General features: G+C 59.8%; 14 protein-coding genes. 12 read left to right on the plus strand and 2 right to left on the minus strand.

Annotated elements, in window-relative coordinates; genetic code table 11:
- Positions 1 to 127: 127 nt before the first annotated feature.
- Genes WG915_RS05825 through WG915_RS05850 form a run of 6 tightly spaced genes read left to right on the plus strand, consistent with a single transcriptional unit; the run spans position 128 to position 5,186 of the window.
- Entirely contained in the window at positions 128 to 1,429 is a 1,302-nt protein-coding gene (locus tag WG915_RS05825; RefSeq protein ID WP_339564438.1) for a homoserine dehydrogenase, read from the plus strand.
- A gap of 2 nt (positions 1,430 to 1,431) precedes the next feature.
- A complete protein-coding gene (gene thrC / locus WG915_RS05830) occupies positions 1,432 to 2,499 on the plus strand; it encodes a threonine synthase (RefSeq protein ID WP_339564439.1) in 1,068 nt (355 codons plus the stop codon).
- On the plus strand, positions 2,496 to 3,386 hold the full coding sequence (gene thrB / locus WG915_RS05835) for a homoserine kinase (RefSeq protein ID WP_339564440.1): 891 nt from the start codon (positions 2,496 to 2,498) through the stop codon (positions 3,384 to 3,386). Before thrC ends, thrB begins: the two co-directional genes overlap by 4 nt.
- 36 nt (positions 3,387 to 3,422) lie before the next feature.
- Positions 3,423 to 3,980 (plus strand): hypothetical protein, encoded by a 558-nt coding sequence (locus WG915_RS05840; protein WP_339564441.1) that lies wholly within the window; start codon positions 3,423 to 3,425, stop codon positions 3,978 to 3,980.
- Positions 3,977 to 4,450: a hypothetical protein gene (locus WG915_RS05845; protein WP_339564442.1), complete on the plus strand. Its 474-nt coding sequence runs from the start codon at positions 3,977 to 3,979 to the stop codon at positions 4,448 to 4,450. The genes WG915_RS05840 and WG915_RS05845 overlap by 4 nt, the downstream gene beginning before the upstream one ends.
- Positions 4,443 to 5,186 carry a hypothetical protein gene (locus tag WG915_RS05850; protein ID WP_339564443.1) on the plus strand — a complete coding sequence of 248 codons (744 nt, stop codon included), beginning with the start codon at positions 4,443 to 4,445 and terminating at the stop codon, positions 5,184 to 5,186. Before WG915_RS05845 ends, WG915_RS05850 begins: the two co-directional genes overlap by 8 nt.
- Here WG915_RS05850 and WG915_RS05855 read toward each other — a convergent pair.
- Entirely contained in the window at positions 5,183 to 6,484 is a 1,302-nt protein-coding gene (locus WG915_RS05855) for a hypothetical protein (RefSeq protein WP_339564444.1), read from the minus strand. The two genes, WG915_RS05850 and WG915_RS05855, sit on opposite strands and share 4 nt — an antisense overlap.
- A gap of 47 nt (positions 6,485 to 6,531) precedes the next feature.
- On the minus strand, positions 6,532 to 8,253 hold the full coding sequence (locus WG915_RS05860) for a long-chain fatty-acid--CoA ligase (protein WP_339564445.1): 1,722 nt from the start codon (positions 8,251 to 8,253) through the stop codon (positions 6,532 to 6,534).
- A 357-nt stretch (positions 8,254 to 8,610) separates the two neighbouring features.
- Between WG915_RS05860 and rho the strand changes: the two genes are divergently transcribed.
- Genes rho through WG915_RS05890 form a run of 6 tightly spaced genes read left to right on the plus strand, consistent with a single transcriptional unit; the run spans position 8,611 to position 14,698 of the window.
- Positions 8,611 to 10,539, plus strand: coding sequence for a transcription termination factor Rho (rho, locus tag WG915_RS05865; protein WP_339564446.1), 1,929 nt, complete (start codon positions 8,611 to 8,613; stop codon positions 10,537 to 10,539).
- Entirely contained in the window at positions 10,539 to 11,609 is a 1,071-nt protein-coding gene (prfA, locus tag WG915_RS05870; protein ID WP_339564447.1) for a peptide chain release factor 1, read from the plus strand. Before rho ends, prfA begins: the two co-directional genes overlap by 1 nt.
- Before the next feature lies 1 nt (position 11,610).
- Complete coding sequence (prmC, locus tag WG915_RS05875; protein ID WP_339564448.1) at positions 11,611 to 12,447, plus strand: peptide chain release factor N(5)-glutamine methyltransferase; 837 nt, start codon at positions 11,611 to 11,613, stop codon at positions 12,445 to 12,447.
- A 41-nt stretch (positions 12,448 to 12,488) separates the two neighbouring features.
- Entirely contained in the window at positions 12,489 to 13,139 is a 651-nt protein-coding gene (locus WG915_RS05880; protein ID WP_339564449.1) for an L-threonylcarbamoyladenylate synthase, read from the plus strand.
- A gap of 1 nt (position 13,140) precedes the next feature.
- Positions 13,141 to 14,271 (plus strand): MraY family glycosyltransferase, encoded by a 1,131-nt coding sequence (locus WG915_RS05885; protein ID WP_339564450.1) that lies wholly within the window; start codon positions 13,141 to 13,143, stop codon positions 14,269 to 14,271.
- Positions 14,272 to 14,287: 16 nt separating this feature from the next.
- On the plus strand, positions 14,288 to 14,698 hold the full coding sequence (locus WG915_RS05890; RefSeq protein ID WP_339564451.1) for a hypothetical protein: 411 nt from the start codon (positions 14,288 to 14,290) through the stop codon (positions 14,696 to 14,698).
- The last annotated feature ends 329 nt before the right edge of the window (positions 14,699 to 15,027 follow it).

A 15,027-nucleotide genomic window follows, 5' to 3' on the forward strand; every position in this document is an offset into this window, starting at 1 on the left:
CTCTCGCACACCTGAACGTGCCGGAGGCCCCGTTCTCGCTATGATGAGACTGGCAAACGAGCTAGTCAGACCACGAATAATCTGCAATAATGGGTAAATTATTCGCGACTGTAAAAGGGGAGCATTGATGAGTGGAAATCCTGAGAAGAACCAAGCCACGGTGGGAATCGCCATCTTGGGTCATGGCACCGTCGGTAGCGAGGTGCTCCGTCTCATGGGTGAATACTCTGAAGACCTGACGCAGCGCATCGGGGGACAGCTGGAGATCAAGGGCGTGGCGGTGTCCGACGTGGCAAAACATCGGGACTCCGTTCCTGCCGAATTGCTCACCGAGGACGCCATGGCCCTGATCCAGCGGCCAGACGTGGACATCGTGGTCGAGGTTATCGGCGGCATCGAATACCCACGCCAGCTAGTGCTCGCGGCTTTGCAGGCTGGTAAGTCAGTAGTGACCGCGAACAAAGCCCTGGTAGCAGCTCACGCCGCAGAACTGGCAGCTGCTGCCGACGAAGCCGGCGTTGACCTCTATTACGAAGCCGCAGTGGCCGCTGCCATCCCCGTGATCGGCCCACTGCGTCGCTCTCTGGCTGGTGACCGCGTCAAGTCCGTCATGGGTATTGTCAACGGCACCACCAACTTCATCCTCGACGCAATGGATTCCACGGGAGCTTCCTATGACGAGATGCTCGCCGAGGCCACCCGACTGGGCTACGCGGAGGCAGACCCTACGGCAGACGTGGAAGGCCACGATGCCGCCTCCAAGGCAGCCATCCTGGCAACCCTGGCATTCCATACCCGCGTCACCTCCAAGGATGTCTACTGTGAGGGCATCTCCAAGATCACCGCAGCTGACATCAACGCAGCTAAACGCGCTGGCCACGTAATCAAACTGCTGGCTATCTGTGAGCGCGTAGATGGCAAAGTTTCCGCACGCGTCCACCCGACGCTGATTCCGCGCGAACACCCACTGGCAAGCGTGTCCAAATCCTTCAACGCCATCTTCGTGGAAGCCGAAGCTGCTGGACGCTTGATGTTCTACGGCAATGGTGCCGGTGGCGCGCCGACCGCCTCCGCGGTCCTCGGTGACCTCGTGGGCGCCGCCCGCAACAAGGTGCACGGTGGTCGCGCGCCCGGGGACTCCACCTACGCAAACCTGCCGATCTGCGATTTCGGCGATGTGACCACGCGCTACCACGTGGACATGGACGTCAACGACCAGGTTGGCGTGCTCGCGCACATTTCGGAGCAGTTCTCCTCCAGCGGCATCTCCCTCCGCACCGTGCGCCAAGAGGAAAAGGGCGAGAACGCCCGCCTCATCGTGGTCACGCACTCAGCTCGCGAACGCGATCTAGCGGGGGTAGTGGAAAAGCTCGCCCAGATGGACGAAGTAAAGTCTGTAAACAGCGTGATCCGACTGGAGAGTGAGTAAGAATGAACGCAATTCACCGTGGCTGGCAGGGCCTGATCAACGAATACCGCGCCTACATGCCCTTTGGTGATGACGTAGCCGCCGTCACCCTGCAGGAGGGCGCAACCCCCCTCATCAAGGCGAATCACCTCTCCGAGCTGACTGGCTGTGAGGTCTACCTCAAGGTAGAAGGTGCCAACCCTACCGGTTCCTTCAAGGATCGCGGTATGACTGTTGCCGTCACCGATGCTGTGCATCAAGGCAAGAAAGTCCTGATGTGTGCATCTACGGGCAACACTTCGGCCTCTGCAGCCGCCTATGCGGCTCGCGCAGGCATCAAGAGCTGCGTGCTGATCCCCGAGGGCAAGATTGCGATGGGCAAGCTCGCCCAGGCCGTCATGTACGGCGCGGAGATCATCCAGGTCCAGGGCAACTTTGATGATTGCCTCGAGCTAGCCCAAAAGACCTGTGTGGATCACCCGGAGATCGCACTGGTGAACTCCGTCAACCCGATGCGCATTGAGGGCCAGAAGACGGCCTCCTTCGAAATCATCGATGTCCTCGGCGACGCCCCAGATATCCACGCGTTGCCAGTCGGTAACGCGGGCAACATCACCGCGTACTGGAAGGGCTACAAGGAGTTCCACGCTGCAGGCAAGGCGACGAAGCTGCCACGCATGCTGGGTACCCAGGCCGCTGGCGCAGCTCCGCTGGTAGAAGGCGCGCCGGTACTGCAGCCGGAGACGATTGCCACCGCGATCCGCATCGGCAACCCTGCCTCCTGGCACGGTGCGATGGCGGCAAAGGAAGAGTCGCAGGGACGCTTCCACGCCGCCACGGATGAAAAGATCCTGGAAGCCTACCGTCTCATCGCGGCCAAGGAAGGCATCTTTGTTGAGCCAGCCTCTGCGGCTTCGGTTGCTGGCGTACTAGCAGCTCTGGACGACGGCTGGCTGGAGAAGGGACAGACCATCGTGTGCACCGTCACCGGCAATGGCCTGAAGGACCCGGATACCGCGCTGCTGTCCATGCCTGAGCCGCATCCTATCGAGGTGGATCCGCAAGCTGTGGTAGAGGCACTAGGTCTGTGAAGGTCCACGTCCGCGTACCTGCATCATCAGCAAACCTCGGCCCGGGCTTTGATTCCCTCGGCCTCGCGCTAGGGCTTTATGACGACGTCGAGGTGGAAACCCAGGACGGCTTCGAGATTCAGATCGAAGGCGAAGGGGCCGGCACCCTGCCCCGTACGGAAAAACACCTCGTGGTCCGTGCCATCCGGAGTGCGCTCACTGCCGCCGGGGTAACGGTTCCTGGGATGCGGGTGCGCTGCGTGAACAGGATCCCGCAGTCGCGTGGCCTCGGCTCCTCTGCCTCGGCAGCGGTGGCCGGGGTGATGGCGGGCAATGCGCTCGCCGGTGGGGCATTGAGCCCAGAGCAGCTGGTGCACCTGGCCTCGGTTTTTGAAGGGCACCCGGACAATTCTTCCGCCTCCGTGTTGGGCGGGATGGTGATTTCCTGGACGCAGGATGCAGAGGAAGGCACCGTCTATCGCGCAGTGCGGGCGAATCCGCACCCCGAGCTGCGGGCGACGGCATTGGTGCCGGACACGTTTGCGTCGACAAGCGAGGTGCGCCGCGTGCTGCCCGCGTCGGTGCCGCATGTCGACGCCCGTTTTAACCTTGCCCGTGCCGCTTTGCTCACCCATGCCATACAGCATGATCCGGCGCTGCTTTTTGAGGCAACGAAGGATCGTCTGCACCAGGGGTATCGTGCCAAAGCCCTGCCTGTGACCACCGAATGGGTGGAGCGCATGCGTGGCGAGGGCCTTGCAGCTTTTGTCTCCGGTGCTGGGCCCACCGCGCTGGCATTGCATACCGATGCCTTCCCGGAACAACTGCGCAACGAGGCTCTTGCAGCCGGGTTGCGGGTGCTCGATCTCCCGATCGTCGACGGCGCCGAAGTTGAGACACTCGATTAGCCTGCGGGTTTCCTGAATGCTGCTTATGCTTTCTGCGTGACCACAAATAGATCCATATTGGGCTTTGTGGCGTATCTGCTGTCGGGTCTGTTGACACGAGGCAACATCGCGCTGCTCATGGCCGTGGCGGTGGTAGGTCTGTTGGGCCTATCGGGTGGCTTCGGGCAGGCAGCCCCCAGCACCCTAACGAAGGTGAGCGCCATAGACGCATCAGGGGCGTACACCCAGGACATCGATGCCAAGGCATATCGCGTCCAGGTGGGCAGGTCGCGCTCCGTGGACGGAAAGATCGAGGTCCCCATGCGAATTACCATCACCGGTGGGCAACCGATGAACGGCAGTTGGGACCTGAACAATGCTTTCACCTTGGAAGGCGTGGAAGGCTATCCGACCTTCGAAAGATCAGCGGACCCATTTCCGCGGAGCGTGTTGACGTTGTCGCCGGGTGTTACTACCGAAGTTGTGGGAGTGTGGCCCGATTCTCCCGGTGAGAAAACCCTGGTCATTAATTCACTCATCTGGCGTGCCTCCTCCTTAGACGGGTCGATGCAGTGGCTGGACCCCACTCCGGTAGCGCAGGTGACTGTGCGGTGAAGCAGAAAATCAGTCTGGCAGTGCTGGTGCTGCTCGCAGTAATCATTGGCACTGCGGTTCGGGAGAAGATGCCACAAGCGGAAGCTGTCTACAACCGCCCCTTCGAATATGAGACCAGCGCACCCCGATTCGGGACGCTGGGCACAGTGGAGGCGCGGCTGAGCGACAGTGTCGATGGGTACCACACCACAGAGACATTCGTTGCTGTGACCTTCGAGTTCACTAGATCCGAGTATGAAGCCGCTCCGATGGTCGGGATGATTGACGGAAAGAAGCGCAAGGTGCGGTCCCTCCAGATCCCGCGCTGTAGCTCCAGTCAAACCGGAGTGCCAGGAACGTGCACGGTGGAGTTCGAGGTTGCCAAGGATGCCGTCGCAGGGTCGCAGTTAAGATTCGCCCCGGGTTGGACCGAAGCTGGCGCGCCCGTGATCGTCCGGCCACTGGAAATCACTGGAGGAAGCAATGGCTGAGCAGGAGCTTAGCGACGCCCAGCGCTGGGAAGTCGAACAAGCCGTAGACCAAGAGCTCGAGCGAATCAAGACCCAAGCCGGGAAAGATGAGCGCTCCTGGCTGCGCCGAAACAAATGGTGGTGCCTTGCGGCAATTCCCGCCGCGGCAGTGCTCATTGTGGCATCATCATTCAGATTTGTGCACATTTACCAACCGAATCACTTCACGGATGCCCTCGCCGTCCCCGCCGGAGAGACAACCTCGTTTGACCGGGAATTTGTCACCGAGGAGTACACGTTCCGGCGTGCTGCATCGGTGGAGGCATTCGCGCTGCAAAAACTAGCGCCAGGGCAGATCCCAGATTTCCAGCCGACGGCCGATGTAGAGCTCTGGGCCGTGGCCCTGAAGTGGAAGGCAGCTCCAGAGACAACGCTGTCCTATTGTCGAACCTGGCTCAAGGACACTGCCGGTGTGGAATACGGCAACTATTCCGCGTTGATCGGGGACAAAAAATTCGATCAAAACTTTGATAGCAACTTCGCTTGCGTCCCTCCGAAAACACCCGGGCCAAATGCGCCATCTATGTTCGAGCCAAACCCCACTGTGGACCCCGCAGCGATGCGACCGGAGGAATGGAACAAAGTGATCGTGTTTGCCCTGCCTCCAGGAGTCACCCCGGACAGTGTGCACATCGGTTGGGAACCACCGTTCCGTATTGACCTAGAGCTGCCAGAACCGGGGCACGACCTTGTCTAAGTCGCCGTGGTAGCGGTGATTTCTTCCTCCGCAGCGGCTGAAGCATCCTCGGCGTAGGAATGCTGAAGATAACGGTCCAATGCTGCAGCTAGCAGCGGCAATGCGACCATGAAGTAGCCAACTCGCGCCACAACGAGTACGTAGGATTGTAACGTGGCGTAGACCAGCATCTCTCGCGGCCCAATTAGTGCTCGCCCTGCGAACACAATGCCCAATTCGGCCACAGAACACAGCATGAAGATCAGGCAGAATACGATCATCGGCACCAGCCCGGCCACCGCCAGTTTCTTCAGCCCTTCCCAGGACAACTTGATCGGACCCCAGATGGGCTGCGCGGCGGTATCGAGCAGGGATTGTGCCTGGGTGCGTGTTGCCGTGCTTAGCGACGACCAGCGCGGTGACTTCTTGACATGTTTGCTACTCGTTGCTGCGGTGGCCTGGTTGGTGGTAGCCGTGGGCACCAGGGTGGTTCCGAAGAGCACTGCGCCCAGCGTCAGCCACGCCAAGGGGACAACGATGACGTCATCAAGCTTGGCGATCACCATGCCCGCGCCTAGGTATAGTTTGCCTAGCAATCCAGCTTTCGCAATGAGAAGAGCTTTGAGCTCCAGGGCATTGTGGTAAGCGGGTGCGATCACTTCGCGGGTGTATAGCCACTGCTTGATCTCCATAAATTTGATCGCCAACGTCGCGGACAAGGACACCATCCACAAGGCTTCTAAATAGGCGGACAGGGTAGCGAAGCCGAAATTACGCTCGCCAAGGGCAAAGAAGCCGATCAGTTTGCGGGCTAAAAGGACCAGGATGATGAGCGCGAGGACAGAAACGGTGTCGTCGATAAGCATGCGGCCGTAGTCGGTGGTGCTAAAAGTGTTGACGGCCTCGTCCAGCGTCGCATCGTAGACAAACGCCCGGGTATCTTCCTTCAACAGACCGTTGGAAGCATAAACGGTGAGAAACGGGACGAGTAGCCCACCGATGGTGAGCAAGCGAGTCTTAGTGAGTTTGCTGGCGCCCGGAGACTTCACCGCGGTGGACAGGAAAGGCAGGCTCGGCTGCATGATCCACAAGGCGACGATGAGACCAGCCATCACCGCCAAAGGAGCTAGCGGCAGGATCAAGTGCGCCAATAACGGAGAATGGTCGGAGACCACGACAGCTAGCCACAAAGTTGCCGCACGTACCGCAAATGCGAGACAAAGCACTACGAACAGCGCCGGGAAATGCCTCAAGAGCAACGTGAGGGCCCGAACCGGAATCACCAAGGACTCCACACCTGAAGCCAACAGTTTCTTCACCGCAATAGTATAGGCATGCCCAGGCCTTCAGCGCTGGTTAAAGGTGTTCACCATTCAGGTTTGGACTCGCCTGGGCCCGTCAGCTTAATCACGTGGTATTCGCCGTTGGCGAGGTGCTGTCGCAGATCCTTCTTGTCAAACTTGTTCACCGAAGTCTTGTCGATGCTATCAACGAACGCCCAGTACTCCGGAAGCATCCACCGTGGTAACCGGTCCCGCAAACTATCGCGCAGGGCTTCGGCAGTCGCCTTATTCGGATCGATACCCTGATGTAGCACGGTGACTGCCAAGGGGCGCTGACCCCACTTATCATCGGGAAAGCCGATAACGGCGGATTCCACCACGTCCGGGTGCTCCATCACCATGTTCTCTAGCTGCACCGAGTAGATCCACTCGCCACCCGAGCGAATCACGTCGCGGGCACGATCCTCCACGGTCAGGAATCCATCCTGAGTCACTGAGCCGACATCGCCGGTACGCAGCCAACCATCCGCAGTGAACTGTTCCGGAGCGTCCTCTACCGGCTCATTGCGAAACACTGCCGCTGGACCCTGATCGTCCTCAGCCACCGAATGGTAGTAGCTCGCCGTAACCCAGGGGCCTTTGACTTGAATCTCGCCTTGGTTGCGGTCCGAGGATGCCACTACCTGGCCGTCGTTGACCACCCGGTACTGCACTGAGGCAGGGAAGCGACCCTGGCTGACTCGGTACTGCCAGCGCTGCGCGCCAGAAACACCACGTGGTGGTCGGGCGACGGTTGCAACCGTCGAGGTCTCCGTCATACCCCACACGTGGACAATATCCACGCCATAGCGTTCTTCCCACAGTTTGATCAGCACCGGCGGGACCGGGGAGCCACCGACGAAGATCTCCTGCAGACTCATGCGCTCCGGCGGGTTGTTCAGATAGTGGACCATCAGGGAAATCCAGATCGTTGGCACACCGTGGGCCACGCGTGGGTGGGTTTGCGCGATGATCTCCGCCAGGCCCTCAGAGCTGGTTTCCGCGCCGGGGAAGACCAGGGGAGTGCCCGACATGAAGGCGGCCATCGGAACGCCCCAGCTCAGGACGTGATAGATCGGGATACAGCAGAGGAAAGGATCGCCATAAGCAATGCCCATCGAGTCCATCGTGCGCAGGCTCATCGTCTGCAAATACATCGAGCGGTGCGAATACGCCACCGCTTTCGGCGCGCCCGTGGTGCCGGTGGAATAGCAAATGGCGCCAGCGGTGCGCTCGTCGAGCTCCGGCCACTCGTAGGTGCTGGGGAGGCCGTCGATAAGCGCCTCAAGCGAAAAAGTAGCGATGCGCTCGGGGGCTTCCGAAGTATCCACCGGCGTCAATCCGGTAAACACCACGGCGCGCACCTTGGGGCAGTTGGGGAGCAGCGGCCACAGCAAGGGGGCGAGCTGCGGCTCGACGAAGACCACTTCCATCTCGGAGTGATTGATGATGTGCTGGATCTGATCGCCCATCAGCTGCTTATTGAGCGGAGTGAACACGGCACCCTTACACATTGTGGCGAACATCACTTCAAGGTGTTCGACACGGTTATTGAGCAAGGTTCCGACCCGCTGGTCCCCGTCAATACCTAAGGTGTTTTCCAGTGCGTGGGCGAGCGCGGATGCACGGGCACCGATATGTGCGAAGGTCTGCTCGGAGCCTCCCTCGCTGGTCCAGGTGGTTACCGTGGTTTCTCGGTGAACGGTTCTCGCGTATTCCAGAATACGCGAAACCAGCAGCGGCATATCCGACATCGTGCTCAGCATGAATACCACTCTAGCGGTGTGACAGGGGGCATGGCAGTGGCTTGACATGATCAGTCCAGTGGTGCGTTGATGTTGCGTCGATGTCAGAAAATGAAAACCAATGCGCTACACTTGCTGGTGAACCGACGTGAAGCTGGTCGAGAGCTATCTAAAGCCATCGAGAGCTTCAGCGCAGTAGGTCCCAAAGAAACCAACTTGGGCGGCAATTCTAGCGGTCGGTGACTCTTGTTTTATTTTTCGCACGCATCGTGGGGACTTCCCCGGGCCTGCGGTTATAGGTGCAATGCACCTCGCTATGAATTCCACAGAAGCTTCCGGTTCTCTTAATTGAACCCTTGAAGCGACGAAAGGATATCTGTGACTCAACCAGACAGCGCCGCACAAAGCGACGGCGCTTCCCAAAACCTTGGCGCACTCCGTATGCCCGAACTCCGCAAACTCGCGGAAGAGCGTGGTATTCGAGGAATCTCCGGACTGCGCAAGTCGGAACTCATCGCCGCCATTCAATCCGGTGGCAAGTCCGCACCAGCAGCGGAGAAACCCGAAGCTGGCAATGCTGACGACGGCGAGGGCGCACGCGCACCACGCCGTCGTCGCGTGACGAAGACGCAGCCCGCTGCAGAGAACGCGGCGGAAACTGCACCTCAGTCGGAACAGCCTCAGCACGCCGAGAGCGAGCACAACGGTGGCCAGGACAATAACGAGAACAAGTACGAGTCTCGTTCCGCCGCCCGCCGCGCTCGCCGCAACCGGGCGCGTTCCGCACAGCGGGAGGACAACCGCAGCGAGAACTCAGCTCAGGATTCCGAGCAGGGGGGCAACCAGAACTCTGCTAAGGGCGAATCCCACAACGACAACTCCAAGAACTCGCAGTCTGAGCAGCAGGAACGCTCTGAGCGCTCTGAACGCCCTGAGCGTGGCGACCGTGGCGACCGTGGTGACCGCAACGAGCGAAATGACCGTGGAGATCGCAGCGAAGAGGACCGCAACGAGCGGGGTGGCCGTGGTCGTCGCAACCGCCGTGACCGGGGCCGTAATCGCCGCGACCGCGGTGACCGCGACAACCGCAACACCGACACCAACGACGAAATCCGCGAAGGCGACGTACTTCAGCCTGTGGGCGGCATCCTCGACATCGTGGACAACAACGTCGCATTCGTCCGCACCACCGGCTACCAGGCTGGCACCGCCGACGTGTTTGTCACCCAGCAGATGATCCGCAAGTGCGGGCTGCGCCGTGGTGACGCCATCACCGGCCAGGTCAAGATGCCACGTGAGGGCCAGCCTAATAATCATGGTGGCGGCCGAAATCGCCAGAAGTACAATGCGCTCGTCCGCGTTGACTCGGTGAACGGCAAGCCAGTCGAGGAAGCTCGCAACCGGCCAGACTTTGCCAAGCTCACGCCGCTGTACCCGAATCAGCGCCTGCGCCTGGAGACGGATCAGAAGATCCTGACCACCCGTGTCATCGACCTGATCATGCCGATCGGTAAAGGCCAGCGCGCCCTGATTGTCTCCCCGCCGAAGGCCGGTAAGACGACGATTCTGCAGAACATCGCCAATGCGATTGCTACCAACAACCCAGAGTGCTACCTCATGGTCGTGTTGGTGGACGAGCGACCAGAAGAAGTCACCGACATGCAGCGCAGCGTGAAAGGCGAGGTTATTGCCTCCACCTTCGATCGCCCGCCAGGAGAGCACACTGCCGTGGCTGAACTGGCAATCGAGCGTGCGAAGCGCCTCGTGGAGCAGGGACAGGACGTCGTCGTGTTGCTTGACTCCATCACCCGCCTGGGCCGCGCCTACAACAACAGCTCCCCAGCATCCGGTCGTATTCTTTCCGGTGGTGTGGACTCCAACGCCCTGTACCCACCGAAGCGTTTCCTCGGTGCTGCCCGCAACATCGAAAACGGCGGTTCGTTGACCATCATCGCCACCGCGATGGTGGAGACCGGCTCCGCTGGTGACACCGTGATCTTCGAAGAGTTCAAGGGCACCGGTAACGCCGAGCTCAAGCTGGATCGCAAGATCTCCGAGCGACGCGTCTTCCCAGCCGTTGACGTGAACCCATCCGGCACCCGTAAGGACGAGCTGCTGCTGGTTCCGGAAGAGGCTCGCATCATGCACAAGCTGCGCCGCATCCTCTCCGCGCTTGATAATCAACAGGCCATTGACCTGCTGATTAAGCAGCTGAAGAAGACCAAGTCCAATGGTGAGTTCCTCATGCAAATTGCTTCTTCCGCGCCGATGGCTGCAGATCAAGGAAATGAAGAGGAATACTCCTAATGTCTGAAGTTTCCGTTGTCGACGATATTTTGTCGGAATACCAGGGCCTCGAGGCCCAAATGCAAGACCCGGAGTTCGCTAACGACTCTGCGCGGGTGCGCAAGGCCGGTAAGCGCTACTCCGAGTTGCAGCCGATCATCAACGTCTACCGCGAGCTCACTCAGGCTAAGGAGGACCTCGCAGAAGCCAAGGAATTGGCCTACGAGGACCATGATTTTCAAGGAGAGGTGGATCGCCTCGAACCGCAGGTGCTGGAGCTTGAGGAAAAGCTCACCGACCTGCTAGCGCCGCGCGATCCGCATGACTCCGAAGATATCGTCATGGAGATCAAGGCGGGTGCTGGTGGCGAAGAAGCCGCGCTGTTCGCTGGTGATTTGCTGAAGATGTACCAGAAGTACGCCGAGAAGCATGGCTTTGCCACGGAAATCCTCGGTCTGGCCGAATCTGATCTGGGCGGTGTTAAAGACATCACCCTTTCGATCAAGTCGAAGCAGCCTTCCCGCGACGGCGCGTGGAGCGTCTTCAAGTTCGAAGGTGGCGTCCACCGCGTCCAGCGCGTCCCAGTCACTGAGTCGCAGGGCCGCATCCAAACTTCCGCCGCCGGTGTGCTGGTATACCCAGAACCCGACGAGGTTGAGGACGTGGAAATCGACGAGAAGGAGCTGCGTATCGACGTCTACCGTTCCTCCGGTAAGGGCGGCCAGGGCGTGAACACTACTGACTCCGCAGTGCGTATCACGCACCTGCCAACGGGCCTGGTAGTGACCTGTCAGAAGGAACGCTCTCAGATTCAGAACAAGGCCCGCGCGATGCAGGTGCTTGCCGCTCGCCTGCAGCAGATGCAGGAAGAAGCAGCCGACGCGGAGGCCGCCGAGGGGCGCGCCGCGCAGGTGCGCACCATGGATCGTTCTGAGCGCATCCGTACCTACAACTGGCCGGAAAACCGCATCTCCGACCACCGCATCAACTACAAGTCCAATAACCTGGACGCAGTATTGAACGGTGACATGGACGATCTGTTTGTAGCTCTCCAAGCCGCAGATCGCGCGGCCAGGCTCGAAGCCGAGTAAATTGGCTAGCCTCCGCCAAGCGACCGCCACCCTAGCTGCAGCCGGGGTGGCTTCGCCGCTTTTCGACGCCCAAACCCTCGCCGCGTATGTCCTCGGGTGCTCCCGAATGGATCTGATCCTGCATGACACGGAAAACCTGCCTGAAAAGTTTGCGGACTTAGTGGCCAGGCGCGCGCAGCGCGTGCCGCTGCAGCATCTCCTAGGAACAGCTCCTTTTGGGCATCTCGAATTGGCCGTTGGGCCAGGGGTTTTTGTCCCACGCCCGGAGACGGAGTTGCTGGGAGAGTGGGCGGTGCAGTGGGTGCGGGCTCGGGGCGTCGATAAGCCGCGTGTGGTTGATCTTTGTACCGGCAGCGGGGCGCTGGCGCTCTACCTTGCCACGCTGCTGCCGGATGCGGAGGTCACCGCTGTCGAGTTGGACCCGCGGGCCGCAGCCTGGACGCAGCGGAATATTGCGACGCTAGCACCGCAGGTTCGGCTAGAGCTGGGCGATGTCACCTCGCCCACCGTGCTCACCGAACTAAGCGGCAGTTGCGATCTCGTGGTGAGCAATCCACCCTATGTGCCAGAGAGTACGCAGGTAGATCCCGAGGTTCGGGTGGATCCGCACCACGCCGTGTTCAGCGGTGATAGTGGAATGGATGTCATCGAAGCGATGCTTCCGGTGCTGGCACGGCTACTCAAGGTCGGGGGAGCGCTCGGGATTGAACACGATGACTCAACGGCGGCGCAGGTTCGTGCGGTGCTGGAACAAGCGGGCTGTTTCGGAAACATCGTTTCGCACCGCGACTTCGCTGGCCGTGACCGTTACGTTAGCGCGGAGAAAATCTGCGAGTAAGCTAATCGTTTGATTACCCACAATGTCTTAGGAGTACAACAGTGAGTCGAGTCTACGACTGCCAAGACCCAGCCACCCGCGCCCTCGGACTGCGCGCTGCTAGCGACGCGGTTCGCTCCGGTCGACTTGTGGTCCTGCCAACAGATACCTTGTACGGCCTGGGCTGCGATGCCTTTGACAACAACGCTGTGGCTTCCTTGCTGCAGACTAAACAACGTGGTCCTGATATGCCCGTTCCGGTGTTGGTCGGCTCTTGGGATACGATCCAAGGCTTGGTCCACACCTACTCTGACCAGGCGCGCACGCTGGTCGAGGCCTTTTGGCCGGGCGGACTATCCATCGTGGTTCCGCAGGCTCCCTCGTTGAGCTGGAACTTGGGGGATACCCGTGGCACCGTGATGCTGCGTATGCCACTGCATCCGGTGGCAATCGAGTTGCTGCGCGAAACTGGTCCAATGGCGGTGTCCTCTGCAAATATCTCGGGACACACTCCACCGACCACCGCGATTGCGGCGAAGCAGCAGCTGGGCAACGCGGTCAACGTCTACCTCGACGGTGGCGAATGCCCAGTCGGCCAGCCATCCTCCATTATTGACCTGTCGGGAGAACAACCAAAGCTGTTGCGCGAAGGAGCAATCTCAGCTCAGCAGATCGCGGAAGTGCTAGGGGTAACGGCAGAAAGCCTGCGCTGAAATGGGAGCCGGAGCAGTGGGGGTACCGCTGCGCGAAATAGCCTTGGTCTTGATCGTCGCCGCCGCGGTGACCTTCCTGAGCACAGGCATCGTCCGCTATCTGATAGTCCGATGGGGCCGGATGGCGGCGATTCGCGAGCGTGACGTCCACACGATTCCGAAGCCACGTCTGGGTGGTGTCGCTATGTTTTCCGGGTTCCTCTCCGCAGTGTTTCTGGCGGATCAGTTGCCCGCCCTTACTAGAGGCTTTCGCCCAATCACGCCAGAAATGGATGCAGTGGTGTGGGCTGGCTTTGTCATCGTGCTCGTTGGAGTACTGGATGACCTGTTTGAATTAGATGCCATCACCAAGCTGATCGGACAGCTCGCCGGCGCGGTGGTGATGAGTTTGCTTGGCCTGTCTTGGACGCTGCTGTATATGCCCTTCGGGGAGGGGAGCACGCTAGTACTCGACCAAGTCCAGTCAACTGTCTTGACAACGCTGTTTACGGTGATGCTGATCAACGCCATTAACTTTGTCGACGGCCTTGATGGCCTCGCCGCCGGGCTTGGCATGATCGCGGGGCTGGCGATCCTTATCTTTGCCATCACCGTCCTGCATGACCAGGGCGGTACCGTGTCCGCGTATCCGCCAGCGATTATTGCTGCTGGGTTGGTGGGAGTATGCGCGGGATTCTTGCCCCACAACTTTGAGCCGGCGCGCATCTTCATGGGGGACTCCGGTTCGATGCTGATCGGGCTGCTGCTCGCAGCGGCGGCTACCTCCGCCTCGGGCAAGATCAACATGAGTTTGTATGGCGCTGCTGACATCGTGGCCGTGCTTTCCCCGTTCATCGTCGTTGTCGCTGCAGTGTTCGTGCCTACCTTGGACCTGATCCTGGCAGTCGTGCGTCGTGTCTCGCAGGGGAAGTCGCCCTTCGCTGCGGATAAAATGCACCTGCATCACCGGCTGCTGGCCCTCGGGCATTCGCATCGACACGTGGTACTTGTGCTCTACGGGTGGGTCTCAGTGGTTGCATTCGGCGCCGTGGGCTTTACGGTTTTTCCGGCCCAGGTGGCCATCGTGGGCATTGCGATCGGTGTGCTGCTGGCTATCGGCTGGACACTCCTGCCGTTGCGAAGAGCTCGGTGAGGTAGGGTAGCTGCTTGTGAAAAGTGAGTATGATGACCATCGGCGTCCGCTATTGCGCGCCCTCAAATTCGGGTGGCTGGGCTTGGCAGTAGCCACCGTTATTTCGCTGGCCGCGTGGGGAGCCTTCCGTGATTTGCCCGGGATATGGGGCGTGGTGCTCGGGGCGTCGATAGGTGGCGGCTTCATGTTGTTGACCGTGCTGAGCGTGCTGGCTACCTCAAATACCAGCCCCGCCACCACGGGTGCGGTAGTGCTGGGCAGCTGGCTTTTTAAAATCGTGGTGCTCCTGATCGCGCTGTACTTCCTGCGCGATATGCACTTCTATGATCGGATCGCCTTCATTGTCACAGTTGTGGTTGCGCTGATCGTAGTGCTGGGTAGCGAAGTCTGGGGAGTTGTTACCTCTAAGGTGACTTATGTTCACTAAGGGGGCTGATGAGTACCCCCGAATAGCCCACCTATTCAACCTTGTGACCTAGCTTACAAAGTGGAAATTCCCCGGTCACGCTATATTTTGCTTTTGTGCTGTATATTGCTTTTTCCTACCCCCCACCCAACTTGGGAAAAACGCAATCAGTCCTGATAGTCTGCAAGACGGGCAATCTCCATCAGAATCCGCAGCTCAGTGCGCGGGGAAACGACTGATGGGGTTTCCCCGCAGGTTCACTTTGATGATGTGCGACGGAGTCCAAAGTGGATCAAGCAAGATTTTTAGACCTCCATCGCACCGTTTCTTGCAGAAGAAACGGCCCGAAC

It is taken from the genome of Corynebacterium sp. H128, assembly GCF_037482625.1.
Lineage (GTDB): Bacteria > Actinomycetota > Actinomycetes > Mycobacteriales > Mycobacteriaceae > Corynebacterium.